General features: G+C 68.0%; 17 protein-coding genes. 7 read left to right on the top strand and 10 right to left on the bottom strand.

Annotated features, from left to right (window positions below; translation table 11 throughout):
* Positions 1-4: 4 nt before the first annotated feature.
* Positions 5-394, top strand: coding sequence for a hypothetical protein (locus PDM28_RS14810; RefSeq protein ID WP_311182617.1), 390 nt, complete (start codon positions 5-7; stop codon positions 392-394).
* Positions 395-456: 62 nt separating this feature from the next.
* On the opposite strand, the gene PDM28_RS14805 is transcribed toward PDM28_RS14810, so the two are convergent.
* A complete protein-coding gene (locus PDM28_RS14805) occupies positions 457-1,341 on the bottom strand; it encodes an outer membrane protein assembly factor BamD (protein WP_102945229.1) in 885 nt (294 codons plus the stop codon).
* A 116-nt stretch (positions 1,342-1,457) separates the two neighbouring features.
* On the opposite strand from PDM28_RS14805, the gene rluD reads away from it, so the two are divergent.
* Positions 1,458-2,453 (top strand): 23S rRNA pseudouridine(1911/1915/1917) synthase RluD, encoded by a 996-nt coding sequence (gene rluD / locus PDM28_RS14800; protein WP_311182616.1) that lies wholly within the window; start codon positions 1,458-1,460, stop codon positions 2,451-2,453.
* A complete protein-coding gene (gene pgeF / locus PDM28_RS14795; RefSeq protein ID WP_311182615.1) occupies positions 2,453-3,241 on the top strand; it encodes a peptidoglycan editing factor PgeF in 789 nt (262 codons plus the stop codon). The genes rluD and pgeF overlap by 1 nt, the downstream gene beginning before the upstream one ends.
* 76 nt (positions 3,242-3,317) lie before the next feature.
* On the opposite strand, the gene PDM28_RS14790 is transcribed toward pgeF, so the two are convergent.
* The 5 genes from PDM28_RS14790 to PDM28_RS14770 form a co-directional block, all read right to left on the bottom strand.
* Entirely contained in the window at positions 3,318-4,580 is a 1,263-nt protein-coding gene (locus PDM28_RS14790; RefSeq protein WP_311182614.1) for an OmpA family protein, read from the bottom strand.
* Between the two features lie 299 nt (positions 4,581-4,879).
* Positions 4,880-6,247, bottom strand: coding sequence for an alpha,alpha-trehalose-phosphate synthase (UDP-forming) (gene otsA, locus PDM28_RS14785; RefSeq protein WP_311182613.1), 1,368 nt, complete (start codon positions 6,245-6,247; stop codon positions 4,880-4,882).
* Positions 6,244-8,025, bottom strand: a complete 1,782-nt coding sequence (locus PDM28_RS14780) for a glycoside hydrolase family 15 protein (RefSeq protein ID WP_311182612.1) — start codon at positions 8,023-8,025, stop codon at positions 6,244-6,246. The genes otsA and PDM28_RS14780 overlap by 4 nt, the downstream gene beginning before the upstream one ends.
* Before the next feature lie 26 nt (positions 8,026-8,051).
* Positions 8,052-8,807, bottom strand: a complete 756-nt coding sequence (gene otsB, locus PDM28_RS14775; protein WP_311182611.1) for a trehalose-phosphatase — start codon at positions 8,805-8,807, stop codon at positions 8,052-8,054.
* Between the two features lie 100 nt (positions 8,808-8,907).
* A complete protein-coding gene (locus PDM28_RS14770) occupies positions 8,908-11,355 on the bottom strand; it encodes a TonB-dependent receptor plug domain-containing protein (protein ID WP_311182610.1) in 2,448 nt (815 codons plus the stop codon).
* 192 nt (positions 11,356-11,547) lie between these two features.
* Between PDM28_RS14770 and PDM28_RS14765 the strand changes: the two genes are divergently transcribed.
* The 3 genes from PDM28_RS14765 to PDM28_RS14755 all read left to right on the top strand — a co-directional run bounded on the left by PDM28_RS14765 (position 11,548) and on the right by PDM28_RS14755 (position 15,549).
* Positions 11,548-12,036: a DUF3574 domain-containing protein gene (locus tag PDM28_RS14765; RefSeq protein ID WP_311182609.1), complete on the top strand. Its 489-nt coding sequence runs from the start codon at positions 11,548-11,550 to the stop codon at positions 12,034-12,036.
* Positions 12,037-12,145: 109 nt separating this feature from the next.
* Positions 12,146-13,867: a thiamine pyrophosphate-dependent enzyme gene (locus PDM28_RS14760; RefSeq protein ID WP_311182608.1), complete on the top strand. Its 1,722-nt coding sequence runs from the start codon at positions 12,146-12,148 to the stop codon at positions 13,865-13,867.
* Positions 13,868-13,956: 89 nt separating this feature from the next.
* On the top strand, positions 13,957-15,549 hold the full coding sequence (locus PDM28_RS14755; RefSeq protein ID WP_311182607.1) for a SulP family inorganic anion transporter: 1,593 nt from the start codon (positions 13,957-13,959) through the stop codon (positions 15,547-15,549).
* Between the two features lie 96 nt (positions 15,550-15,645).
* On the opposite strand, the gene PDM28_RS14750 is transcribed toward PDM28_RS14755, so the two are convergent.
* Positions 15,646-16,356 (bottom strand): glutathione S-transferase, encoded by a 711-nt coding sequence (locus PDM28_RS14750; RefSeq protein WP_311182606.1) that lies wholly within the window; start codon positions 16,354-16,356, stop codon positions 15,646-15,648.
* A gap of 185 nt (positions 16,357-16,541) precedes the next feature.
* Here PDM28_RS14750 and clpB point away from each other — a divergent pair, with 185 nt between their 5' ends.
* Positions 16,542-19,127 (top strand): ATP-dependent chaperone ClpB, encoded by a 2,586-nt coding sequence (clpB, locus tag PDM28_RS14745; RefSeq protein ID WP_311182605.1) that lies wholly within the window; start codon positions 16,542-16,544, stop codon positions 19,125-19,127.
* A gap of 52 nt (positions 19,128-19,179) precedes the next feature.
* On the opposite strand, the gene PDM28_RS14740 is transcribed toward clpB, so the two are convergent.
* The 3 genes from PDM28_RS14740 to ybaL all read right to left on the bottom strand — a co-directional run bounded on the left by PDM28_RS14740 (position 19,180) and on the right by ybaL (position 25,509).
* Positions 19,180-21,651, bottom strand: coding sequence for a M13 family metallopeptidase (locus PDM28_RS14740; protein ID WP_311182604.1), 2,472 nt, complete (start codon positions 21,649-21,651; stop codon positions 19,180-19,182).
* A 119-nt stretch (positions 21,652-21,770) separates the two neighbouring features.
* Positions 21,771-23,768 carry a M28 family metallopeptidase gene (locus PDM28_RS14735; protein ID WP_311182603.1) on the bottom strand — a complete coding sequence of 666 codons (1,998 nt, stop codon included), beginning with the start codon at positions 23,766-23,768 and terminating at the stop codon, positions 21,771-21,773.
* Positions 23,769-23,808: 40 nt separating this feature from the next.
* Positions 23,809-25,509 carry a YbaL family putative K(+) efflux transporter gene (ybaL, locus tag PDM28_RS14730; protein ID WP_102945242.1) on the bottom strand — a complete coding sequence of 567 codons (1,701 nt, stop codon included), beginning with the start codon at positions 25,507-25,509 and terminating at the stop codon, positions 23,809-23,811.
* Positions 25,510-25,537 lie beyond the last annotated feature (28 nt).

The following is a 25,537-nucleotide window of genomic DNA, read 5'->3' as shown; positions in this document are numbered from 1 at the left end:
CTGCATGCCCGTTTCCGACGTCCCGGCGAACCCGCGCCCCGTATCCCCGAAGCAGTTTGTCGAGACCGGACACCTGCCTATCGAGGGTTCAACCCGGCACGGTCGATTTCTCGTGTCCTTTTCCACGCCAGTCCCGGTGTCGGTGACCAACGTGCCTGCCTGGCACGCACCGGCGGTGATTCCTCCGGCCGACTACTCCACCGGATCGCGTTTGCCATTCACGGTTGTCGCCGGGGGAGGCATCCTGAGGCAGGCCGAGCCCCGGCCGGACTACGAGCTGGAATGGCCCCGGCACGTGATGCTGGCACCGTTCTCGACGCAGATGGACGACCAGGGGCGGGTGAGCTCGATCATCACGCGCACCGAAGATGGGCCAGGCAGTTTCGCCCACTGATTCCCATGCAACAAAAAAGGGTCCCGCAAGGGACCCTTCTTCGTTTCAACCGGCCGCTGGAATCAACGGCGGTTCATGGTCGCGTTGCGCTGGCCGGTGCTGGCGGACTTCTCGCCGGCGAACGGGTTCAGCTTGCGCACCATCCACGGGTACTTCGGCCAGTTGCCCTGCAGCCACGGGTGCTCCGGCTGGTTCAGCTCCAGCACGCGGCGCGCGTCGTCGGCCAGGGTCTTGTTGCCCAGGTGGGTGTAGGCCTCACCGAGGGCGGCCACGGCGTCGTACTGGAACGCGCTCTGGGGGTAGGTTTCCAGCAGGTAGTTGGCGCGGCCGGCGGCCGAGACGTAGGCCTCGCGGCGCAGGTAATACAGGGCGTTGTCCAGCTCGTGCTGGGCGAACACGTCGCGCAGCTCCAGCATGCGGCTGCGCGCGTCGGCGGCGTAGCGGCTGTTGGGGTAGCGCTCGACCACGATGTTGAAGTCGGAGTAGGCCTGGCGCGGGGTGGACAGGTCGCGGCGGCTCGGGTCCAGCGACCACACGCGGCGCAGGAACACCGTGTTGCGGTTGCTGTTGGCCAGGCCACGCAGGTAGTACATGTAGGCGATGTTGCGGTGGGTCGGATAGGTACGGATGAAGCGGTCGATGCTGGACACCGCGTCGTCGTGCTTGCCGGCCTTGTACTGGGCGTAGGCGGTTTCGATCATCGCCTGCTCGGTGTACGGACCATACGGGTACTGGGCGATCAGGCGGCGGAAGGTGGCCTCGGCCCCGCTCCAGTTGCCTTTCTCCATCAGGCCGTGGCTCTTTTCGTAGATCGTTTCGACCGGCTGGCCTTCTTCCGGGTTGTCACCCTTGGCGCCACGGTGGCAGCCGGTGGAAACAAGGGCCAGGACCAGCATCAGGGCCGCGGTGCGGACGGGCGCGGACAGCAGGGAAGAGCGTCGGATCATGGGGTCAGGGCGGGACGCGGCTGGAATACGAAGGGTCGATGATAGCCTAGTGGCCTGTCCTGCGACTGAAAGTGGTCGCCCGGACCCCAAAATTGTCTTCCTGCGGTGTGCTCCCCATGTCCGATAACGCTTCTGAAACCGACTCCAACCGCCAGGCCACCGTGCCTGATACCGCCGCCGGGCGGCGTTTCGACGCCGTGCTGGCCGAACTGTTCCCGGAGTTTTCCCGGTCCAAGCTGACCGAGTGGATCAAGTCCGGCGACGTCCTGCTGGACGGCAACCCGGTGCGCGGCCGCGACCCGGTGCGCGGCGGCGAGGTGGCCAGCCTGCATGTCGTGCTCGACACCCAGACCCACGCCGAGCCCGAGGACATCCCGCTGGACATCCTGTACGAGGATGAACACGTTTACGTGATCAACAAGCCGGTCGGGCTGGTGGTCCACCCGGGCGCCGGCAACCCGAGCGGCACCCTGGTCAACGCGCTGCTGTTCCGCGACCCGGGCCTGTCGGTGCTGCCGCGTGCGGGCATCGTGCACCGCCTGGACAAGGACACCAGCGGGGTGATGGTGGTGGCCCGCACGATCCAGGCGCAGACCGCGTTGGTGGAGCAGCTGGCCGCGCGCAACGTGCACCGCCAATATCTGGCGGTGGTGGTGGGCGCGCTGGTCTCCGGCGGTACCGCCGATGCGCCGATCGACCGCCACCCGCGCGACCGCATCCGCATGGCGGTGCGCGAAGACGGCAAGGACGCGGTGACCCACTACCGCCTGCGTGAGCGCTTCCGCGCGCACACGGCGCTGGAATGCCGCCTGGAAACCGGGCGTACCCACCAGATCCGCGTACACATGGCGCACCTCAAGCACGCCATCGTGGGCGATTCGCTGTACGGCGGCGCGCTGAAGCTGCCCAAGGGCGCCAGCGACGAGCTGGTGGCCCAGCTGCGCGGCTTCAAGCGCCAGGCGCTGCATGCGGAAACGCTGGAGTTCGCCCACCCGATCACCGGTGAGCCGATCCGCAACAGCGCGCCGGTGCCGGCCGACATGGTGGCGCTGATGGACGCGCTGCGCGAGGACACCAAGCGCATCGCCGAGCTGGAACGCGGGCGCCGCTGATGGCCACGCCGTCTGCTCCGCTGCCGGTGCTGGCGGCCGACTGGCCGGCGGCGCCCGGCGTCCATGCGCTGACCACCCTGCGCTATGGCGCGGGGGGCTCGGTGGCGCCGTTCGACCAGTTCAACATGGGCAACCGCACCGCCGCCGACGGCGATGATCCGGCCCAGGTGGCGCGCAACCGCGCGCTGCTGGCGGCGGGGCTTCGGTTGCCCTCGGCGCCGCATTGGCTGCGCCAGGTGCACGGGACGGCGGTGCTGCGGTTCGAGGCGGCGCCTGCTGGAGAGGGGCTTGAGTTTGAGCCGACCGCTGACGCGGCGGTGACCTCGGTGCCGGGCGTGGTCCTGGCCATCCTCACGGCGGACTGTCTGCCGGTGGTGCTGGCGGCGCGCGATGGTCGCGAGATCGGTGCTGCCCACGCCGGGTGGCGCGGGTTGGCCGACGGCATGCTGGAGGCGACCGTGGCGGCGATGCAGACGGCGCCGGGTGCGCTGCAGGCCTGGCTGGGGCCCGCAGCCGGGCCGGCCGAGTATGAGATTGGCGAAGACGTGTTCAACGCGTTCGTGGAGCGCGATGCGGGTGCGGCGGGGGCATTCGTTGCGACCCGTCCAGGACACTGGAAGGTGGACCTGTACGCGCTGGCACGGCGCCGGCTGGTGGCGGCGGGGGTGGACCCGGCCGCGATCAGTGGCGGGCAGTTGTGCACCATCGCCGAGCCGGGGCGGTTCTATTCGCATCGGCGGGATCGGCGGACGGGGCGCATGGCCACGTTGGCTTGGATCGCGTCGTGAAGAGCAGCCACGCAGGGCGTGGCGCTACCGTCCAGACCCCGGTAGTGCCACGCCCTGCGTGGCAACCCCAACCCACTCACCGCAAAATCGAATACTCGATCCGCCGGTTGCGGTCCCGCCCCGATTCCCACCGGTTGTCGGCCACCGGCTGTTCTTCGCCATAACCCCGCGGCACCAGCATCCCCAGCGGCACGCCCTGCGCCTGCAGTTCGGCCACCACCATTTCCGCGCGCTGCTGGCTCAGGTGCTGGTTGGTTTCGGCGCTGCCCAGGCTGTCGGTGTGGCTGCCCACCTCCAGCTTCACGCCCGGGTCGGCCGCCAAAATCGCCTGCGCGCTGGCGCGCAGCATGTCGTGGCCGTCGGCACGCAGGGTGGGCGACTTGTGTTCGAACTTCACCTTGCCCTGGTTCAGTGCCGCCACCAGTTCCGCCGGCTCGGGCCGCGCCGGGAGCTGCGAGAGCGCCACCCGTCCGGCGTCCCACAGGCCGGTGACCTGCATGTGGCCGAAGCCGCGGCGCAACGTGGTGGAGACCGCGATGCGGTCCTGCTCCGGCAGCCGGGCCATCTCCACGTGCAGGGTGTCGCCGTTGAACGACAGCGACAGGCCGGGGTGGCGCAGCACCGGGGCCAGGCTGACCAGGCGGTCCAGCCAGCGCGGCTCGGCGGCCAGCGGGTCGCGCAGGATGTCGCCGCTGACCCCGCGCTGGCCGTACTGGGCCACCAGCGCGCTCCACACCTTGCGCCGGTCCGCCTCGCCGGGCAGGCGGCCGCGCACGTCGATCACCCCGTCGTTGTTGGCCAGCGACAGCCGCGGCGGGGTCTTCTGTTCGGCGTGGGCCACCGGTGCGCCGGCACTGACCCGGGTCTTCTGGTGGATCCAGCCGGTCAGGCACAGCAGGGCGCCGGCCACCATCACCCACAGCACGCCGCGCAGGGCGGTGCCGCGCACCAGGCGCAGGGTGGGGCCGTGGCGCGGTTGGCGCGCTGCGCTGGGCGGCGCCTGCGGGCTGCGTGCCTCCTGTTCCAGCACGTCGAGCAGGCCCGGCAGCAGGTCCGAGGCCACCACCGCGAACATGCCGGTGGGGAAGGCGGCGCGACGGGCCAGCACGGCCAGTTCCTCGCGGCCCACCACCGCTTCCAGCTGGCTGGCCAGCAGGCGCGGTGGGCGGCCGTCCCCCGGGAAGCCCAAGCCCACCGCATCGAAGCGTCGGCGCAGGCCGTGCACGCCGTCCGGCAGGCTGCGGATGTAGTCGACCAGCACGTCCACCAGGCTGCGCGCGCGGTGGCCCAGGCCCATGTGCAGGGCGGTGTCTTCGATGAAGCGTTCCAGCAGTGACATCAATCTGATTCCCGAATGCACGACCCATGCGGCATGCACGGGCTCTGCGGGCGTCAATGTCGGGATGCGCTGTCAATGCGAAATGAAAGTCGCAGGGGCCGAAGGTTGCGAATCCGGCCCTGATTTCGGTGATTTAGGATGCCTATCGATATCGAGGGCAGACCCCTGCGCGGTCTTGCGCAAAGAGTGTGCGAAAAACGACACACTCCTAAAAATTCTGCATCACACCGAATGATGCACAGGCCAAAAGCGATTCCGTGCAGAAAACGACACGGTTGACCCCCTCGGAACTGTCGCAATCAGCCGTTTTCCAGCGCCTGCAGGTACGACTGGCGCCAATGGTTGATGTCGTAGGTGCGCAGGTGCTCCATCATCGCCTGCCAGCGTTCCACCCGCTTGCGCAGCGGCATGGTGGCGGCGGTGGCGATGGCATCGGCCACGCCATCCAGGTCGTGCGGATTGACCAGCAGGGCCTGCTTCAGCTCGTCGGCCGCACCGGCCAATAGCGACAGCACCAGCACGCCGGGATTCTCCGGGTCCTGCGAGGCCACGTACTCCTTAGCGACCAGGTTCATACCGTCGCGCAGTGGCGTGACCAGCCCTACAGCGGCGGCGCGGTAGAAGCCGGTGAGGGTGGCGTGTGCGAAGTTCTGGTTCACATAGCGCAGCGGGGTCCAGTCCGGCGCGGCGAAACCGCCGTTGATGTGCCCGGCGATCTGTTCGAGCTGGCCACGCAGCTGGCGGTATTCGGTGACATCACCGCGCGAGACCGGGGCGATCTGCAGGTAGGTCAGGCTGCCGCGCTGGTCCGGGTGGCGCTGCAGGTAGCGCTCGAAGCCCAGGAAACGCTCGGGCAGGCCCTTGGAGTAGTCGAGGCGGTCCACGCCGATGGCCAGCTGGCGGTCGCGCAGGCTGTTGCGCAGGTCGCGTACCGCCGGTTTGCTGGCACCGGCCTTGGCCTGGCGTTCGATGTGTGCGGTGTCGATGCCGATCGGGAACGCGGCCGCGCGGAAGCGCCGCCCGCCGGGCGCTTCGAGCATGCCGTCGGGCAGCACGCGGCCGCCGGCGAACAGGCGCACGTAGGACTGGAAGCGGTCCGCGTCGCGCTGGGTCTGGAAGCCGACCAGGTCGTAGGCGTACAGGCTGGAGAACAGGCGCAGGTGGTCGGGCATGGCCTGCAGCAGGTCGGCCGAGGGCATCGGCACGTGCAGGAAGAAGCCGATGCGGCAGCCGATGCCGCGCTCGCGCAGCAGCGAGGCCAGCGGAATCAGGTGGTAGTCGTGGATCCACACGATGTCGTCTTCGCGCAGCAGCGGCGCCAGCTTTTCGGCGAACAGTGCGTTGACCTGGCGGTAGGTCTCGCGGGTGCCGCGGTCGTAGTCGACCAGGTCCAGGCGGAAGTGCAGCAGTGGCCACAGAGTGCGGTTGGCGAAGCCGTTGTAGTAGCCGTCCACGTCGCGCTTGTTGAGGTCCAGGGTGACGTAGCGGATGTCACCCTCGGTCTGCTCGTGCACGGCGCCGCTGGGCTCTTTCACCGATTTGCCGCTCCACCCGAACCACATGCCGCCACGTTCCTTCAGCGCGGCCAGCAGGCCGACCGCGAGTCCGCCGGGGGCAGCCACGCCGGGCGCGGCAACACGATTGGATACAACGACGAGACGGCTCATGAGGCTTCCTGCCAGCTGCGCGAAAGGCGCATCGCGGCCGTGACCAGGCCCACGTGCGAATAGGTCTGCGGGAAGTTGCCCCAGGCTTCGCCGTTGTCGAAGGCCAGGTCTTCGGACAGCAGGCCGAGGTGGTTGCGGCGTTCGAGCAGCATCTCGAACATCTCGCGCGCTTCGTCCAGCCGGCCGATCGCGGCCAGCGCGTCGATGTACCAGAACGTGCAGATGGTGAAGCTGGTTTCCGGCTCGCCGAAATCGTCCGGCGCCACGTAGCGGTACAGCGCATTGCCGTGCTTGAGATCGCGGCCAATGGCTTCGACCGTGGCGACGAAGCGCGCATCGTCGGCGCTGATGAAGCCGATGTCGGCCAGCAGCAGCAGCGAGGCATCCAGGCGGTGACCACCGTAGGTGTCGGTGAAGTGGCCGAGCTCGTCGCTCCAGGCTTCGTCCATGATCCGCGCGTGGATGGTGTTGGCGCGGTCGCGCCAGTACTCGGCGCGGTGGTCCAGCTTCAGGCGCACCGCGATCTTGCACAGGCGGTCGCAGGCGGCCCAGCACATCGCGCTGGTGTAGGTGTGCACTTCGGTGCGGCCGCGGAACTCCCACAGCCCTGCGTCGGGCACGTCGTGCAGCGCAAAGGCCTGTTCGCCCAGTGGCTCCAGCCGCGCGAAGGTGTGGGCATCGCCCGGGTCCTGCAGGCGGCGGTCGAAGAACAGCTGGGTGGAAGCGAGCACCACGCTGCCGTACACGTCGTGCTGGCGCTGCACCCAGGCCAGGTTGCCGCGCCGCACCGGGCCCATGCCACGGTAGCCGTCGAGCGAGGCCACTTCGCTTTCTTCCAGCTTGGCCTCGAAGCCGATGCCGTACAGCGGCTGCAGACTGCCGTCGGTGGTGGCCAGGTTGAAGATGTAGCCGAGGAACTGCTCCATGGTGCGGGTGGCACCGAGCCGGTTGAGCGCGCGCACCACGAAGGCGGCGTCGCGCAGCCAGCAGTAGCGGTAGTCCCAGTTGCGGATGCTGCCCGGCGCTTCGGGAATGGAGGTGGTCATCGCGGCGATGATCGCGCCGCTGTCTTCGTACTGGCAGAGCTTGAGGGTGATGGCGCTGCGGATCACCGCGTCCTGCCATTCCAGGGGGATGGACAGGTAACGCACCCACTCGCGCCAGTAGCTCTGGGTACGCTGCAGCGATTCCTGCACGTAACCACTGAGCGAGCGGTTCAGCGATTCGTCAACGCCCAGCACCAGGTGCACCGGGTGATTGAGCACGAACGGCAGTTCGTCGCGCACCATGCGGATCGGCACGTCGGTGGTCAGGCGCAGCACGTGGTCGGGCAGCACCCAGCGGATGTGGTTGCTGCCCCAGGTGGAGTCGGGCACGCGTGCGCCCCAGTCGGCCAGCGGCCGCGCGCGGACCACGATGCGCGGGTTGCCGGCGAGCGGGCGCACCTGGCGGATCAGGCTGACCGGCCGGTAGAAGCGATCGTTCTGGCGCCAGCGCGGGGCGAAGTCGATGATTTCCAGCGAACCGCCGTGCTTGTCGTGCAGCACGGTGCGCAGGATCGCGGTGTTGGTCAGGTATGCCTGTTCGCTGCTGACCAGGTCTTCGAGTTCGATGGCGAAGTCGCCGCCAACCTGCTGGTTGGGCTGCAGCAGTGCGCAGAAGGTCGGGTCGCCGTCGAAGGTGGGCAAGCAGCTCCATACCACGCGGGCGTCGCGGTCGATCAGGGCGCCGAAGCTGCCGTTGCCGACCACGCCGAGGTCCAGGTTGGGTTTACTCATGGGGGAAGGGCTCTCTGGCGTCATGTTCAAGCGTTCTGCAGCAACCAGGCATGCACGTCACGCACGGTGGGCAGGGCGAACACGGCGGCACTGGGCTCGCGCTCCCCCACCAGCACGCTCCAGCCGTGCAGGGTGTTGGCGGCCTCGAAGCCGAATTCGTCGGTGAGGTCGTCGCCCAGGAACACCGGCACGCGGCCGCGGAACGGCAGCTGCTGCATCAGTTGATGGAGGGCACGGCCCTTGTCGCTGCCTTCGGGCACGAATTCGACCACATGGTCGCCGGCCTGCAGGCGATAGCCACTGTGCGCATCGGCATGGTGTTCGGCGAAGGCGCGCACGTCCTGCGCGGCATGCGGCGCACTGCGCCAGTGCAGGGCAAGGCTGCGGCCCTTGTCTTCGACCAGTACGCCGGGATGGCCATGTGCGAACTTCATGGCGTGCTGGTGCACGCCGTGCAGCCATTCGCTGGTGTCGGCGTCGGCCTCGGTGCTGCGGGCGGGGGCATCCACGCCACGCACCTGGTGGCCATGCAGGCCGGCGGCGGGGAGATGGAGCGGGGCGAACAGGCGGTCGAGCTGCGCCAGCGGGCGCCCGCTGATGAGCGCAACGGCGCCGCCGAGACGGTCGCTGATGCGACCGATCGCCTCGCGCACCTCGGGCAGCAGGACCACTGCCTCGGGGTCTTCCGCAAATTCAATGAGGGTGCCATCCACGTCCAGGAACAACGCACAGGCATCGTCCAGCGGTGGTGGCGTCGGACGTTGGGGGAAGTCGTTGGCCATGCGCGCCAACATGCCACCGGGGGTGTGAAATCCCGGTGCGGACAATAGGTCCGCACCAGATTCCATTCAGCCGGTAGAGCGGGGCTCTGCCCCGCTGCCTTTAGAACGTGTACCGGACCCGCCCATAGAAATACGCACCATTGCTGCCAATCGGCGACAACACGTCATACGGCAGGTTGCCAAAGTAATAGATGTCCTCATTGGACAGATCCGAGTAGTTGTCGGTCAGGTTCTGCCCACCCACCGCCACGCTCCACTGCGGCGTGATCCGGTACTCCACCTCCGCATCCAGCTGCCACTCGGCCCCATACGTCTGGCGCGGCACATATCCGTCGCCGAAATCGAACACGCGGGTCACGCTGCCGTAACGACTGAGCCGGCTGCTCAGGGTCCAGCGGTCATTGGCCCAGGTGGCGGCCAGCTGCGCGCGGGTGCGCGGGGTGGCGTCGGTGAGCGTGTTGATCTCTTCCAGCCCGAAAAGCACGTACGCCGGGTCCAGTGCGCTCAGCTCCGGCGGGGTCGGCACCACGTTCTTCAGCGTGGTCTTGTTGTAGGCGTAGGTGCCGGTCAGCAGCAGCTGGCCATCGCCCAGTGCCTGGCGCCAGTTGGCGACCAGTTCGGCGCCGCGCGTGCGGGTGTCGGCCGCGTTGACGAAGAAGTTGGCGCTCTGCAGGCCGCTGACGCCGAACTGCTGGTCCACGAAATCGGTGAGCGCGTCGCCGGTGATGCTTTCCGAAAGCGCGATGCGGTCGTCGATGTCGATCTGGTAGACGTCCAGCGACAGGTCGAAGTGCTCGCCGATGCGGCTGGTGAAGCCCAGGCTGGTGTTGAGCGACTTCTCCGGCTTCAGATCAGTGGCACCCAGGCTGCGCGCGATCGGGTTGTTCACCGACAGCGTCCGGCCCTGCACCAGCTGGCCCGCCGCGTTGTAGCCGGTGGAGGTGGACTCGTATCCGATCTGCGCCAGTGACGGCGCGCGGAAGTTGTTGGACACCGCGCCGCGCAGCGCGAACGCCGGGGTGAATTCATAGCGCAGGCCGAGCTTGCCGGTGAGTTCGCCGCCGTAGTCGTCGCTGTGCTCGTAGCGTGCGGCCAGGTCGCTGGAGAACTTCTCGCCGAACTGGCTGGACAGGCTGGCATAGGCACTGGTCACGTCGCGCGTGAGCGAGGTGGCGTCCCGCGGGGTCAGGCCGCCACCGGCCTGCGAACCGGTGGGGCGGTCGGTGTAGGGGCCGGCCGCATAACTGGCCGGGTCGCCCGGGCGGGTCTGGAAGTGGTCGCGGCGCGCTTCCAGGCCCAGGCCGAGGGTGTGGCTGTTGTCGCCCTGGTTGAACACCCGGCTCAGGTCAAAGTTGCCCACGGTGAGTTCATTGCGGTAGTCGCCGGTCTTGAAGCGGGTGGGGCTGCCCGGGCCGAGCGAGGCGTTGAGCGAGTTGCGCAGGCGGTAGGTGAAGTCGTTGAAGCCGTAGTCCAGGCTGGCGTCGTAATTCCACTCGCCCCACTGGCCGCGTGCGCCGGCCACGGCCTGCACGTCGCGGTTCTCGCCTTCGGAGATCGGGCGGTAGCCGTTGGGATAAAGCTCGGGCCAGTTGGCGTCGCTGTCGGGGTAGCGGAAGTAGTTGGCGCCTTCGCTGTCGCGCTGGTTGAAGGTGCTGAAGAAGTAGAACTTCGAGGTTTCACCGAAGGGGAGCTCGGTGTTGATCCAGGCGTTGAGGTCCTTGGTCTTGCCGTCGCCGAGCACGTAGTTGCGCTGGCCCTGCAGGGCGAGGTTGATGTCGCTCTGGTCCCACGGCGGAATCTGGTCGAAGCCGGCGCGGTTGGTGCCTTCGCGGTTCTTCAGTTCCAGGCCCACGCGCAGGAAGCCGCCGTCGTCGCCGAGTCGGGTGCCGACCTTGGCGCTGGCAAAGCTGGTCTGGCCATCGGTGAGGGTGCGGTCGATCGGCTTGAGGTCGGTGTGGTGGGCACCGAAGCTGGCTTCGATGGCGCCGCCTTCCGGGGCGTCGTCCAGGATCACGTTGATGACACCGGCCACGGCGTCGGAGCCGTACAGCGCGCCGGCGCCGTCGCGCAGGACTTCGATGCGCTTGATCGCGCTGACCGGAATGGAATTGAAGTCCACCGGCGTGGTGCCCTTGCCGATCTTGCTGTCGGTGTTCACCAGCGCGCTGGTGTGGCGGCGCTTGCCGTTGACCAGCACCAGCACCTGGTCGGGCGAAAGCCCGCGCAGCTGCGCGGCGCGCACGTGGTCGGCACCGCCGGAGTTGGACTGGCGCGGGAAGTTGAACGACGGCAGCAGCGCCTGCAGCGCGCTGCCCAGCTCACCGTTGACCACGCCGGCGCGGCGGATGTCTTCGGCGGTAAGCACGTCCACCGGCGAGGTCGACTCCAGCACCGTGCGATCCACCGCGCGGGTACCGGTGACGATCACCGTGTCCAGCGTCGTGGCGTTGGCGGGCGCGTCCTGCGCGTGCAGCTGCTGGGCCAGCAGGGGAGAGGAGAGGACCAGCGCGATGGCAAGGCCAAGGCGCGACGCGGACGGACGGGACATGCAGGCTCCAGCAAAAATGAGGGGGTAGCGCCGGGCTCTGCCCGGCTGTTCCAAACGAAACTATTGTTCCATCCGGATGAAGAGATATATTATCTTGGCGTGAGTGAGCGGTGTGATGCAAGTCCCAGTACCCACGGGCATCAGCTCATAACCGCAGGTAATTCCCGCCGCACCCCCGGAGACCCCCGCAACATGAAGCCGTACCCCCTGCTGCTAGCCGCCTTCCTGGCCATCAGCGGCTGCGCCACCACCACCACGCCGACAGCAACCCCGCTCGGCACCACCGCCTCCACCACCGCCAGCCTCCAGGGCGACGCGGCCCGCCCGGACGCCGCCGCCAACTGGGTGCGCAGCGAGCTGTACTTCGGCGTGGGCGAGGAAAGCGGCGCGTCCGAGCGCAAGCAGACCGACGCGATCACCGAAACCCAGTGGCGCGCGTTCCTCGACAAGCAGGTCACCCCGCGCTTCCCCGATGGCCTTACCGTGTTCGACGCCTACGGCCAGTGGCTGTTCCGTGGCGCCAAGGAGCCCAATCGGCTGCGCACCAAGGTGCTGGTGGTGCTGCACGAAAACACCCCGCAGCGCCGCGCCGACATCGAAGCGATCCGCCTGGCGTGGAAGCAAGCCACTGGCCATCAGTCGGTACTGTGGGCGCAGCAGGCGGTCGAAGTCTCGTTCTGACCGACGCCGGTTAACACCAATGTATGGCCCGGACAGGCGCTGATTCCCACGCGGGTGTCACCCACGCAGGTCTAGGCTGGCACTTCCCCCTGAACGTGGAAGTGCCGTCATGAGCAAGCGCGTTGCCGATATCGTCGTCGACACCCTCCAGGCCGCCGGTGTGCGGCATTGCTACGGCATCGTCGGCGACACCCTCAACCATGTCACCGATGCGATCCATCGCAGCGACATCGACTGGGTGCACGTGCGCCATGAAGAGGCGGCGGCGTTCGCGGCCGGAGCCGATTCGCTGGTCAGCGGCCAGCTCACCGCCTGCGCCGGCTCCTGTGGCCCGGGCGGGCTGCACTTCATCAACGGCGTGTTCGACGCCAATCGCAACCGCGCGCCGATGGTGCTGATCGCCAGCCAGGTGGTCACCGCCGAGCTTGGAATGGAGTTTCCGCAGGAAGTGGATTTCAAGGCGGTGTACGCCAGCTGCAGCGTGTTCTGCGAGCAGGTCTACAGCCCGGAACAGGCGCGCCGCGTGGTGGCGCTGGCCTGCCAGGCGGCGATCAGCCGGCGCGGGGTGGCGGTGGTGATCCTGCCGGCCGACATCAGCGAAGCCGAGGTCAAGGACGATCGTCCGTTCGCCGTGCATTACGCGCAGCCGGTGCTGCGCCCGAACGATGACGAGCTGCAGCAGATCGCGGCGCTGATCGGGGAGGGCAAGCGCATCGGCATCTACGCCGGTGCAGGCTGCGAACACGCGCATGACGCGCTGGTGGCGCTCGGCGCACGGCTGAAGGCACCTATCGCGCATACCTCGCGGGCGAAAGACTTCGTCGAGCACGACAACCCGTACAACATGGGCATGACCGGCATCTTCGGCATCGAATCGGGTTACCACACGCTGATGGCCTGCGACACGCTGCTGCTGCTCGGCGCCGATTTCGCCTGGGGCCAGTACTACCCGGACAAGGCCACGCTGATCCAGGTCGACCGCGACGGCAGCCACCTTGGCCGCCGCCACCCGGTGCAGCTGGGCGTGGTCGGCGACATCGGGCCGACGTTGGAGGCCCTGCTGCCGCTGCTGCCCGAGCGCCATGACCGCACGTTCCTGGACGAGTGCATCGGCCACCGCGACGCGGCGCTGGAAACCCGCGCCAAGGAAGAGGAACCGGGCGAAGGGACGTTGATCCACCCGCAGCACCTGACCGCGCTGCTGGACCGGCATGCGAACGAGGATGCGCTGTTCACCGCCGACTGCGGTTCGCCGATGGTGTGGGTGCTGCGCCACATCCGCAGCAACGGGCGCCGCCGCACGCTGACCAGCTTGCTGCACGGCACGATGGCCAACGCGCTGCCGCAGGCGCTGGGCCTGCAGAAGGCGTATCCGGGACGGCAGGTGATCTCGATGTCCGGCGACGGCGGGCTGGCCATGCTGCTGGGTGAGCTGTTGACGGCGGTGCAGGAGAACCTGCCGGTGAAGGTGGTGGTCTACAACAACAGCTCGCTGAACTTCGTGGAGCTGGAGCAGAAGGTGCAGGGCCTGCTGGACAACTACACCGATCTGAAGAACCCCGATTTCGGCCGGTTGGCCGAGGTGGTCGGCTTCTACGGCCGCACCGTGACCCGCAGCGAAGACCTGGAGCAGGCGGTGCAGGACGTGCTGGCCCACCCCGGCCCGGCGCTGCTGGACGTGCACACCAGCCCGACCGAACTGGTGATGCCGCCGCAGGTGGAGGCCAAGCAGGTGGCGGGTACGGCCCTGTATGCGGCCAAGGCGCTGCTGCACGGGCGGGTGGGGGAGGTGCGGGACCTGCTGGCGAACAATTTCCTCAACAAGCCGTAAGGGTCGCCCCGGTGTTCCACGGATGAATCTGTCATCCGTGGGCCGCAGGCCCTACCATCGGGTACCCCCCATACCCGTGCCCCCACCGCATGCCTTCTTCCCCCGGCGTTTCCGCACGCCCCCGCTGGTTCGTTGCCGGCGATCTCAACGGCTTCTTCGGCCTGGTGGTCGACAACCTGTCGATCCTGGGCTTCATCGCAATGGCGCTGGTGGGCATCTTCCAGTTCCCGGCCGACGTGGTGTTTGGCCGCATGTTCCCGGGCACCGCCTTCGGCGTGCTGGTCGGCAACGTGCTCTACACGTGGATGGCGCGGCGGCTGGCCGCACGCACCGGGCGCGACGATGTAACGGCAATGCCGCTCGGCCTGGACGCGCCAACCAGCATCGGCATGGCGCTGCTGGTATTGGGCCCGGCCTTCATCGCCTTCAAGGCGCAGGGACTGGCGCCGCATGACGCGGCCATCGCCACCTGGCAGCTGGGCATGGCCTCGCTGGTCATCATGGGCGTGCTCAAGGTCATCCTCTCGTTCTTCGGCGAAGCGGTCACCCGCGCGCTGCCGCGTGCCTCGCTGCTGGGCTCCATCGCCGGCATCGCGATCGTGCTGATGGGCTTCCTGCCGCTGCTGGAAACGCTGCGCTCGCCGGTGGTCGGCTTCGTCACCCTGGGCCTGCTGCTGTATGTGCTGGTGGCCAAGCGCAAGCTGCCGATCCGCGCGCCCGGCGTGCTGGTGGCGTTCGTGTTCGGCACGGTCCTGTACTACGGGCTCGGCCTGGCCGGGCTGGGCGCGCCGGGCTTCAAGGTGCCGGAATGGACCCCGCCGCAGGTGGTGCTGCCGTGGCCGACGCTGGGCTTCATCGACGGCCTGCCGACTGCGCTGACCTACCTGCCGCTGCTGCTGCCGTTCGGCCTGCTGATGGTGGTGGGCGGGATCAACGTCTCCGAAAGCGCGCGCGCGGCCGGCGACGACTACCGCACCCGCGACATCCTGCTGGTGGAAGCGGTGGCCACGCTGGTGGCCGGGCTGTGCGGCGGCGTGGCCCAGACCACGCCGTACATCGGCCAGCCGGCGTACAAGCACATGGGCGCGCGCAGCGGCTACACGCTGCTGACCGGCCTGTTCGTGGGCATCGGCGGCATGCTTGGGGTGATTTCCGGGCTGGTGCAGTGGCTGCCGCTGGCGGTGTTGGCGCCGATCATCGTGTACGTGGCGATCGACATCACCACCCAGGCCTTCCAGGCCACCCCGCGCGAGCATGCCGGCGCCATGGTGCTGGGCTTCCTGCCCTCGGTGGCGTATCTGCTGGCGATCAAGGCGCCGGGCTGGATCGCGCCGGAGCAGCTGGCGGCGATGACCACCACGCTGGATGGCCATGGGCTGCCGGAACTGGCGGTGATCTTCACCCTGGGCAATGGCTTCATCATTACCTCGATGCTGTGGATCGCGGCCGTGGTGGCGATGATCGACGGGCGGCTGCTGCGCGCCTCGGGCATCCTGCTGGTGGCAGCGGCGCTGACCCTGTTCGGCCTGATCCACTCGGTGGACCCGCGCGGCGGCATCTACCTGCCCTGGCAGCTGGTGGGGCTGCCGAAGCAGATCATGTGGCAGTTCGCGGGCGCGTACGTGGCGTTGGCGGGGTTGCTGGCGCTGCTGTCGCTGCAAAAAGAACACCGAAACGCGTGATTGCGTAGTGCCGGCCGCCGGCCGGCTCCAGGCGGTGCCCGAAGTCCACGTGGAGCCGGCCGGCGGCCGGCACTACGCGGCACAGGGCAATCCAGATCATGCGTCGCCGTCCAGCTCCGGGTAATGCCGGAAAATACCGTTCGTGTTGAACGGCAACCGGCGCTCAGACGCCAGGTACGCGGCCACGTTCGGCCGCCGTTGCACGCGGTCATGCAGCGCGTGCAGCCGGGGCAGGGTGGGGCGCAGCGCCTGCATCCGGCGCGGGAACATGTAACTCAAGCCGCTGACCAGCTGGAACAGCGACAGGTCCACATACGAATGCTCGCGCAGCGGGTGCAGGCCGCCATTGGCCTCCAGCACGCTTTCGAACCAGCCCAGGAACTTCGGCAGGCGCTCGTCCCGCATCGACGCGGCCCGCGCCTTCGCCTCCGCTTTCTGGTCCTCGTAGTACTTCGCGCCGGAAATCGGATGATGGGTGTCGTGCACTTCCGCAACCAGATCGGCGATGGTCAGCTGCAACTGCAGCGCCTGCATGCGCCGTGAGGCCGCTTCGGGCACCAGCCCCAGCTCCGGGCCGAGGTGGTCGAGGATCGCGCTGACCTGGGCGATCACCTGGCGGCCGCTGACCAGGAATGGCGGCGCGAACGGTCGCAGCCCGTCCTGCGCGCCGTCCAGGAACGGCTGCATCACCTCGTCGCCGTGCACGCGCGCCATGTCGGTGTAGGCCGCGCCGGCGTCCTCCAGTGCCAGCCGGACGAACTCGCCGCGGCCCTGGATGCCGGTCCAGTAGTAAAGCTCGTAATGCATGCGCAGGCTCCTTGAAACGAACCCACAGCGTCGCCATCTGCGCGGCAAGCAGGCGTGATGGCAGCGTGGCCGCTGCGTCGTCCGGCGGCTGAATACGTTCTCATTCCCCCTTGAAACACACCTGCGTAACCGCATCTGTCAGATAGTGCTGGCTTGGCCAGCGAAAACCTGATCGAGGAACTCCCATGCGGATGGACAAGCTCACCTCGCGTTTCCAGCAGGCGCTGGCGGACGCACAGTCGCTGGCCGTGGGCCGCGACCACAACATCATCGAACCGGTACATCTGCTCACCGCGCTGATGGACCAGCAGGGCGGCAGCACGCGCCCCCTGCTGGCGCAGGCCGGGGTCAACGTGCCGGTGCTGCGCGAGCGGCTGACCGAAGCGCTCGATGCGTTGCCGAAGGTATCCGGCCAGGCCGGCAACCTGTCCATCGGCAATGACCTCAACCGGCTGCTCAACGTCACCGACAAGCTGGCCCAGCAGCATGGCGATGCCTTCATCGCCAGCGAGTGGTTCGTGCTGGCCGCGCTCGAAGATTCCGGCACGCTGGGCATGGCGCTGCGCGCCGCCGGTGCCGACAAGGCCAAGATCGAGACCGCGATCGACAAGATCCGCGGCGGCGAGAGCGTGCAGTCTGAAAATGCCGAAGAACAGCGCCAGGCGCTGGAGAAGTACACCATCGACCTGACCGCGCGCGCCGAGAGCGGCAAGCTCGACCCGGTGATCGGGCGCGACGAAGAAATCCGCCGCACCATCCAGGTCCTGCAGCGCCGCACCAAGAACAATCCGGTGCTGATCGGCGAGCCGGGCGTGGGCAAGACCGCGATCGTGGAGGGCCTGGCCCAGCGCATCATCAACGACGAAGTGCCCGAAGGCCTGCGTGGCAAGCGCGTGCTGTCGCTGGACATGGGCGCGCTGATCGCCGGTGCCAAGTTCCGCGGCGAGTTCGAAGAGCGCCTGAAGGGCGTGCTCAACGACCTGGCCAAGAGCGAAGGGCAGATCATCCTGTTCATCGATGAGCTGCACACCATGGTGGGCGCGGGCAAGGCCGACGGTGCAATGGATGCCGGCAACATGCTCAAGCCGGCGCTGGCGCGCGGCGAACTGCACTGCGTAGGCGCCACGACGCTGGACGAGTACCGCAAGTACATCGAGAAGGACGCCGCGCTGGAGCGCCGCTTCCAGAAGGTGTTCGTCGGCGAGCCCAGTGTGGAGGACACCATCGCGATCCTGCGCGGACTGAAGGAAAAGTACGCAGTGCACCACGGGGTGGAGATCACCGACCCGGCGATCGTGGCGGCAGCCACGCTGTCGCATCGCTACATCGCCGACCGCCAGCTGCCGGACAAGGCCATCGACCTGATGGACGAGGCCGCTTCGCGCATCCGCATGGAGATCGACTCCAAGCCGGAAGAACTGGACCGCATGGAACGCCGGCTGATCCAGCTCAAGATCCAGCGCGAAATGCTGAAGAAGGAAAAGGACGACGCCTCGCGGCAGCGCCTGGCCGACCTGGAGACCGACATCGACGCGCTGGAGCGCGAGTTCTCCGACCTGGACGAGATCTGGAAGTCTGAGAAGGCGGCGCTGCAGGGCACCACCAAGATCAAGGAGCAGATCGAGCAGGCCAGGCTGGAATTGGAAGCTGCGCAGCGGCGCCAGGATTTCGGCCGCATGAGCGAACTGCAGTACGGCCAGCTGCCGCAGCTGGAAAAGCAGCTGCACGCCGCGCAGGAAGCGGAGAACACCGAGTTCAAGCTGGTCCAGGATCGGGTCACTGCCGAGGAGATCGCCGAAGTGGTCTCGCGCTGGACCGGTATTCCGGTCAACCGCATGCTGGAAGGCGAGCGCGACAAGCTGCTGCGCATGGAAGCGATGCTGCACGAACGCGTGGTCGGCCAGGAAGAGGCGATCAAGGTCGTCTCCGACGCAGTGCGTCGTTCGCGTGCGGGCCTGTCCGACCCGAACCGGCCGAGTGGCTCGTTCCTGTTCCTGGGCCCGACCGGCGTGGGCAAGACCGAGCTGTGCAAGGCGCTGGCCGAGTTCCTGTTCGACAGCAGCGACGCGATGATCCGCATCGACATGAGCGAGTTCATGGAGAAGCACAGCGTGGCGCGGCTGATCGGTGCGCCCCCGGGCTATGTGGGCTATGAAGAAGGTGGCTACCTCACCGAGGCGGTGCGCCGCCGTCCGTACTCGCTGATCCTGCTCGATGAAGTCGAGAAGGCACATACCGATGTGTTCAACATCCTGCTGCAGGTGCTGGACGACGGTCGCCTGACCGACGGCCAGGGCCGCACCGTGGACTTCCGCAACACCGTCATCGTGATGACCTCGAACCTGGGCTCGCACCAGATCCAGGACATGTCCGGCGACGACAGCCCGGAGGCCTATACGCAGATGAAGGCGGCGGTGATGGGCGTGGTGCAGGCGCACTTCCGTCCGGAGTTCATCAACCGGCTGGACGACATCGTGGTGTTCCACCCGCTGGACAAGGTGCAGATCAAGCAGATCGCGCGCATCCAGATGCAGGGGCTGGTGAAGCGGCTGGCCGAGCGTGGCCTGCGCATCGACGTGAGTGATGCGGCGTTCGAACTGCTGGGCAACGTCGGCTTCGATCCGATCTACGGTGCCCGCCCGCTCAAGCGCGCGGTGCAGTCGCAGTTGGAGAACCCGTTGGCGCAGAAAATCCTGTCCGGCGAGTTCGTCGGCGGCGACGCGATCCAGGTGGATGCGGCCGACGGCAAGCTGGTTTTCAGCAAGGGCTGAGTGAGGCTGTTGAAGGGCGCGCGCTGCAGATGCGGCGCGCGCCCTTTGTTGTTTACAGGTAGACCACCCGTTCGCTGTCGCTGCGGGTCATGGCGCTGCCGGGCGGGCACTGGAAGGCGTCGGCGAATGCCCGCAGGTTGGACGGGCCGACATTGGCGCGGGCCGGGCCCGGTGCATGCGGGTCGGTTCTGATGTCCTGCTCCAGGCGTTGCGCGGTGAGCAGGCTGCGGTGCTGCATGCCCCAGGCGAGGAAGAAGCGCTGTTCGCGGCTCAACCCGTCAATCATCGGGTCGGGCTGGTTCCGGGTTGCGTGCTGCATCGCGTCCAGTGCGAGCGTCAGGCCGCCCAGGTCGCCCAGGTTCTCGCCTTCGGTAAGCGTGCCGTTCACCTGCACGCCGCCCAGCCACTGCTGGTCGAACTGTTCGGCCAGGCGTTCGGAGAGGGCGGCGTAGCGTTGATGGTCGGCCTCGGTCCACCATCCCTGCAGGGTGCCGTCCAGTCCGAACTGGCTGGACTGTGCTGAGAATCCGTGGCTCAGTTCGTGGCCGATCACTGCACCTATCCCGCCGTAGTTCAGTGGGGCGTCTGCATCCGGATCGAAGAACGGCGGTTGCAGCAGTGCGGCTGAGAAGGCCAGGTCGCCGTTCATCAGGTCGTAGTAAGCGTCCACTTCCTGCGCCGTCATCCGCCATTGTTCGTTGTCCACGGGACCGCCGATCATGGCCAGCGCCCTGGCTTGCGAGAACGCTTCGGCACGGCGCAGGTTGGTGAGGTAGCCGCACGTTTCGGTGTGCAGGCCTGACCAGTCGGGCCACTGGTCCGGGTGGCCGATGCGTGGGCGGAAGCTGTCTGCCCTGCGCAGCGCGGCGGCACGGGTTTCGGCATCCATCCACTGCACGTGCGGCAGGCGTCGCTTCAGCGCGGCGGTGAGCTGCCCGACCAGTGCAGTGACCTGCGTGCGGGTTTCGGCGGGGAACGCCACGCCCACGTACAGCTCACTGAGCGCTTCGCCGGCCACCCGCTGGATCGCATCCAGTACCTGCTTCCAGCGTGGCGGCAGCGTGTCCTCGCCGGTGAGCGCCGTGGCATGCAGGGCGTGGTGGGCGCGCACGAACTCGTCGCCCAGGTACGGGCTGGCCGCATCCAGGGTGTGGAAGCGCAGGTAGGCGCGCCAGGTGGCCGGGTCCGCTTCGGCCAGCGCCGTGCCGACGGCCTGGTGGAATCCGGGCGTGGCCAGCGAGAAGCGCGCCGGGGTGGGTACGCCCAGTGCCTGGAACAGACCACTCCAGCGGAAGCCGGGGGTCAGCGCATCGGCCTCGGTCACGGTCATCGGGTTGTAGTACTGGACGAGGTCGGCGTTGAGTTGCTGCCATGGCACCGATGCGTTGGCGAAGTGGTGCTCCAGCGCCAGCACCGCGTCGGCCTGGCGTTCGGCCTCGGCGGGTGCATCGCCGGCCAGGCGCAGGATGTGGGCGATATGTGCACGGTAGGTGCCCAGCACCTCCGCGTGCTCGTCGCCGACGTAGTAGCTGCGGTCGGGCAGGCCCAGCCCGCGCTGGATGGCGTAGGCGATCTGCGTGTCGCGGGCGTCCATGTCCGAGTCCACCAGGATGCGGTAGACGGGATTGCGTCCGACGGCGGTGAGTGCGTGCAGATGCGCTTCAATCGCTTCCGGTGTCTGCAGCGCGTCGATCGCGGCGAGGTCCTCGCGCAGCGGTGCGATGCCTTCGGCATTGATGCGATGCGGGTTCATGCCGGTGGTCCACAGGTCGGCAATGATCTTCTCCACATGCGTGGGCGTGGCAAGGCCGGCCGCCTGTTCTGCCACGCGGCGCTGTATCGCCAGCGAGCGGTCCTTCAGCAGGGCGAGCATGTCCCAGCGCGACTGGTCGGCGGGCAGCACGGTGCGCTGGTGCCAACGGTGGTTGACGTGTGCGTACAGCGAATCGCAGGGCGAGTGCTCTGGCGCGACATCGGCAGGATCGAAACGCACCGGTGCCGGCAGGCCGTCGTCCGTGTTCATCGGCTGCACCTGTGCCTGGGCCGTGGAGGCCGTCTGGCAGGCGCTGAATGCCTCCTCGCGACCTCGCTGAAGGCCCGCCTTCCACCCCACCCAGCCGCTGATCGCGCTGCTGGCCAGGGCTGTCAGTGCTGCACCGCCGAGGATCTTCGCGCACTGGCGCGGCTGCGCGATGCAGCCGGCGGCGGCGCCGTTGCCGATCTGTTCCAGGGTCATCTCCTGCATGGGCACGGCGCGGTAAGGTTCGGTACGCACAGCGCCCGCGCCGGGCAGCAGTGCAGGGGGAGTGGGCGATGCCGGTGCGTCATTCGCCACCGCGGGCCGCAGCGATCCCAGCAGCAGCATCCCGGTGAGTGCCCGCGACGCATTGTCGAGGCGCAGCAGCGGCGTTGCCCTGCCGAAGCGCTGCGTGTTGCCATGCTGCTGTGGCGGCTGCCAGCCCTTCAGTTTGTCCGCGAAATCGCCTTGGCTGCGGCGGTGGTGGTGGATGGAATCAACGGGCATGCAGTGCCTCCAATGGCGATCGAACGGTACCTGCGGTATGCAGGCGTCCTTCGATGGTGGCCGCGCACGTGCGCAGCGCCCATAGGAGTTTTACGAAATGCGCCGATGGTGGCCGCGGGTCATGGCGCTGGCGAATGCAACCACGCGTCGAGGGTGCGTTCGAGCACGGCCAGCGCTTCCATCGCACGATCGGTGTCCACCTGGTGCAGCTGGTCCCGCCCGTTATGGATGCGCGCCATGCTCGGCGACTCGGGCAAGGCCTTGTACGCCTGCATCGCCCGGTCCATCACGCCCAGCCTCGCATCCATCTCGCGCGTGGCGTCGGGGTCAAGCGTGCCCTGCAGATATTCCTCGAACCGGGTCCAGTTCACCGCCGTGTTGGCCACCCACAGCCGCGCGCGGGCCTGCTGCACCTCGCGTTCGAGTGCGATGTCACGCTCATCGGCCAGGTTCATGCCCAGCGCCGGGATGCCCTCGCGCTGGAATGCGATGTGGTCGGACTGCATGGCCCAGCCCTCGCTGTCGAACACCTGCAGGCCCACGTCGGCCGCGGCACGTTCCAGTTGCTGGCGCAGCTGCGCTTCGGCTGCGCTCACTTCGGCCGCCGGCGGCAGCACGCTGCGCGAGTCGCCGTCCATGTACAGGTGGTGGCGGTCCGAGCCGGTTACGGTGATGCCTTCGCCGCGCCCGATCATGTCCAGGTTGAGCGCCACGTCCGGACAGGTGCCGCGCGCCAGACACTGCTGCACGAACGCCTTGCTGCCGTACAGGCCACGTTCTTCCATGTCCGAGACCATCAACTGCACCCGCATGCCAGGGGGCAAGGGGGTGTCGCGCAACGTGCGGGCCAAGGCCAGCAGCGCCGCGAGGCTGCTGCCGTTGTCGTTTGCCCCACTTGAACCGTCATGGGCGCCGATCATGTCGCCGTGGGCGAGCAGCATCAGGGTTCGCGAGGGCGTGCCGGCGCCGCTGAACTCCACCATCAGGTTGCAGCCTACGTAGGGGCGTTCGAAACCGAAGATGTCGCGCGCGGTGCCGTTGAATGGCAGCTGCAGCAGGGTGTGGCCGTCGTCTTCGAACAGCGCGCCCAGCGTATCGAAGCGCGCGTTGTTGGCGGCCGTTTCGCGGTCGGTGCCGTTGAGACCGGCCTGCGCGTCCAGCGTGGCCCGCGTGATCTGCTCCAGGTCCAGCTGGAAGCGCGCCTGCGCCGGGCTTGCCGCAGCGGCCAGCAGGTCGGCTGCCCAGTCCATCCAGTCCAGAGGTGAGGTGAACGGTGCAGCATCGGCGCCACTCGGCCAGCCGCCCACGCCGTGCGTGCCGGGACGCTGCGCGACACCCAGCGTGGCCATGATCCGGTAGCGGTCAGGCGCTGGCAGGTCCTCGAGCAGGGCGTGGATGGCCGGCCCGGTACAGGCTGCGGTATCGGCGCCGCAGTCGCTGACGATCTCCAGAAGGCGATGGCGGTACTCGGCGGGCAGCAGGTCATACAGCGACTGCGCAAGCCCGTTCGGTGGCGTGGTCGTGGAATCTGCCCGGTCGCAGCCAGGTGCAGTGGCACGGCCGACAAGCAGTCCCGTCGCAGCGCTGCTGATTACTGCCATGGCCGCCACGGTACCGGCCAGCAACGCCTGCGGGCATCGTTGCGGCGTTGCAAGGCAGCTTACCGACGCCGCATTGGCGATGTTCTGCAGCGACGATGCCACGGCCGTCGGCGGATCGCCCGATACAGGTACTGCCTCGTAGCCGCCGCCGGTCACGGCGTACGCGCCTGGCAGTGACGGCCGTACCGGCAGCGGCGCGGCTGCTGGCGCAGCCACCGAACGCGCGCCGTCGCGCACTGCGGTGAGCGAAGGTGTGCGCGATGGGAGGCGACCGGCGGCCAAGGTGGAGGACAGCGCCAGCGCCGACACCAACCAGTCGCGGCCATTGCGCACGCTCAATGGCGCAGGGCGGTTGGGGCGGGTCGGTGCCGGCGGAATGCCACGCGGATGCAGCTGGCGGGCGACATCGCTGGTGAATCGCCCCTGGATATGCCGGCTGAGGGGTATGTCGAGCGGCATGGCAACCTCGTCGATGGCAGCGCGCCGGGTGCAGCGCAGGTCCGGCGCAGCATGCATGGCAGCTGCGCCCGTGCCCATCGGACTGGTTGTGGATTGCCTACACCACCGGAATGGCGTTCTTGCCGAGGCTGCGGTACGGCGGGGTGGACATGACCATTTCCGCCAGTGAATACGCCAGTTCGCGCTCGGCCATGACCGTGCCGTCGGCGCCGTGCTCGAGCAGGTGCTTGACTTCGGCGTCGCTGTGCGCGCGCGCCAGCAGCGTCAAGCCGGGATTGAGCGCGCGCAGCTTGGCCAGCGTTTCACCGGCTTCCAGCGGCTGCGGAATGGCCAGCACCGCGATCTTTGCGCGTTCGGGATGGGCTTCGGCCAGCACCCGGTCGGAGGCGGCGCTGCCGCGGATCGCAGGCAGGCCGGCGGCATGCGCTTCGGCCACGTGTTCCTTGTTGTCGTCGATCACCAGCACCGGCACGCCACGGTCGCGCAGCACCTGGGCCAGCGCGCTGCCGACGCGGCCGTAGCCGATCACGATGGCATGGTCGTGCAGGTCCAGCGAAGGGCCCGGTGGCAGCTCCGTTTCCACTGCGGCTGGTGCGGTTTCCTGGTGTTTCAGCAACCAGCGGTCGAGCAGGCCGAACACCAGCGGATTGAGCATGATCGAGATCAGCGCGCCGGCCAGCACCAGCGCCTGGCCGGTGGGCGGCAGAATCTTCAGCGTGACGCCGAGCCCGGCGATGATGAAGGCGAATTCGCCGATCTGCGCCAGGCTGGCCGAAATGGTCAGTGCGGTACCGGCGGGATGGCCGAACGCACGCACGATGAAGAACGCCGCCGCGGACTTGCCGAACATGATGATCGCGGCGGTGGCCAGCACCTGCCACGGGTGTTCGATCAGGATCGCCGGGTTGAACAACATGCCGACCGAGACGAAGAACAGCACCGCGAAGGCGTCGCGCAGCGGCAGCGAGTCGTTGGCCGCCTTGTGGCTGAGTTCGGATTCGTTGAGCAGCATGCCGGCGAAGAACGCGCCCAGCGCGAACGACACGCCGAACAGCATGGCCGAGCCGAACGCCACGCCCAGCGCGATGGCCAGCACCGAGAGGGTGAACAGCTCGCGCGAGCCGGTGCCGGCGATGCGCTCGAGGATCCACGGAATGACCCGGCGCCCGACCACCAGCATCACCGCCACGAACAGACCGAGCTGCACGAAGGTCCAGCCGATGCTGGCCAGCACGCTGCCGACGGTATGGGTTTCGTTGGCCGCGTCCGGGCCGAACACGCCGGCCAGCACCGGCATCATCACCAGTGCCAGTACGCAGGCCAGGTCTTCCACGATCAGCCAGCCGACCGCGATCTTGCCGCGCTGGGTTTCCAGCAGGCGGCGTTCTTCCATCGCGCGCAGCAGTACCACAGTACTGGCGGTGGCCAGCGAGAAGCCGAACACCACGCCGTGGATCACCGGCCACCCCATCAGCCAGGCCAGGCCCCAGCCGAGCAGGGTGGCGACCAGGATCTGGCCGATGGCGCCGGGAATGGCGATCGCCTTGACCGCCATCAGGTCTTTCAGCGAGAAGTGCAGGCCGACCCCGAACATCAGCAGCATCACGCCGATTTCGGCCAGCTGGTTGGCCAGCGCCTGGTCGGCGACGAAGCCGGGGGTGAAGGGTCCTACACAGATGCCAGCAACCAGGTAACCGACCAGCGGAGACAAACGCAGCTTGTTGGCCAGCGCACCCAGGATGAAGGCGAGCCCAAGGCCAACGGCGACGATGTTGATCAGGTCGGTGTCATGGTGCATCGGCGCTCGCAGAACAGGGGGATGCCCC

Origin of the sequence: Stenotrophomonas aracearum, assembly GCF_031834615.1 — a bacterium.
Taxonomy (GTDB): domain Bacteria; phylum Pseudomonadota; class Gammaproteobacteria; order Xanthomonadales; family Xanthomonadaceae; genus Stenotrophomonas; species Stenotrophomonas aracearum.
Note: the sequence above shows the minus strand (reverse complement) of the source record. Positions and strands in the feature narration are given on the sequence as shown.

Excerpts from the sequence above, each read along its gene's own strand:
- PDM28_RS14810 (WP_311182617.1), top strand. The coding sequence starts at position 5 with ATGCCCGTTTCCGACGTCCCGGCGAACCCGCGCCCCGTATCCCCGAAG.
- PDM28_RS14805 (WP_102945229.1), bottom strand. The coding sequence starts at position 1,341 with ATGATCCGACGCTCTTCCCTGCTGTCCGCGCCCGTCCGCACCGCGGCC.
- rluD (WP_311182616.1), top strand. The coding sequence starts at position 1,458 with ATGTCCGATAACGCTTCTGAAACCGACTCCAACCGCCAGGCCACCGTG.
- pgeF (WP_311182615.1), top strand. The coding sequence starts at position 2,453 with ATGGCCACGCCGTCTGCTCCGCTGCCGGTGCTGGCGGCCGACTGGCCG.
- PDM28_RS14790 (WP_311182614.1), bottom strand. The coding sequence starts at position 4,580 with ATGTCACTGCTGGAACGCTTCATCGAAGACACCGCCCTGCACATGGGC.
- otsA (WP_311182613.1), bottom strand. The coding sequence starts at position 6,247 with ATGAGCCGTCTCGTCGTTGTATCCAATCGTGTTGCCGCGCCCGGCGTG.
- PDM28_RS14780 (WP_311182612.1), bottom strand. The coding sequence starts at position 8,025 with ATGAGTAAACCCAACCTGGACCTCGGCGTGGTCGGCAACGGCAGCTTC.
- otsB (WP_311182611.1), bottom strand. The coding sequence starts at position 8,807 with ATGGCCAACGACTTCCCCCAACGTCCGACGCCACCACCGCTGGACGAT.
- PDM28_RS14770 (WP_311182610.1), bottom strand. The coding sequence starts at position 11,355 with ATGTCCCGTCCGTCCGCGTCGCGCCTTGGCCTTGCCATCGCGCTGGTC.
- PDM28_RS14765 (WP_311182609.1), top strand. The coding sequence starts at position 11,548 with ATGAAGCCGTACCCCCTGCTGCTAGCCGCCTTCCTGGCCATCAGCGGC.
- PDM28_RS14760 (WP_311182608.1), top strand. The coding sequence starts at position 12,146 with ATGAGCAAGCGCGTTGCCGATATCGTCGTCGACACCCTCCAGGCCGCC.
- PDM28_RS14755 (WP_311182607.1), top strand. The coding sequence starts at position 13,957 with ATGCCTTCTTCCCCCGGCGTTTCCGCACGCCCCCGCTGGTTCGTTGCC.
- PDM28_RS14750 (WP_311182606.1), bottom strand. The coding sequence starts at position 16,356 with ATGCATTACGAGCTTTACTACTGGACCGGCATCCAGGGCCGCGGCGAG.
- clpB (WP_311182605.1), top strand. The coding sequence starts at position 16,542 with ATGCGGATGGACAAGCTCACCTCGCGTTTCCAGCAGGCGCTGGCGGAC.
- PDM28_RS14740 (WP_311182604.1), bottom strand. The coding sequence starts at position 21,651 with ATGCCCGTTGATTCCATCCACCACCACCGCCGCAGCCAAGGCGATTTC.
- PDM28_RS14735 (WP_311182603.1), bottom strand. The coding sequence starts at position 23,768 with ATGCATGCTGCGCCGGACCTGCGCTGCACCCGGCGCGCTGCCATCGAC.
- ybaL (WP_102945242.1), bottom strand. The coding sequence starts at position 25,509 with ATGCACCATGACACCGACCTGATCAACATCGTCGCCGTTGGCCTTGGG.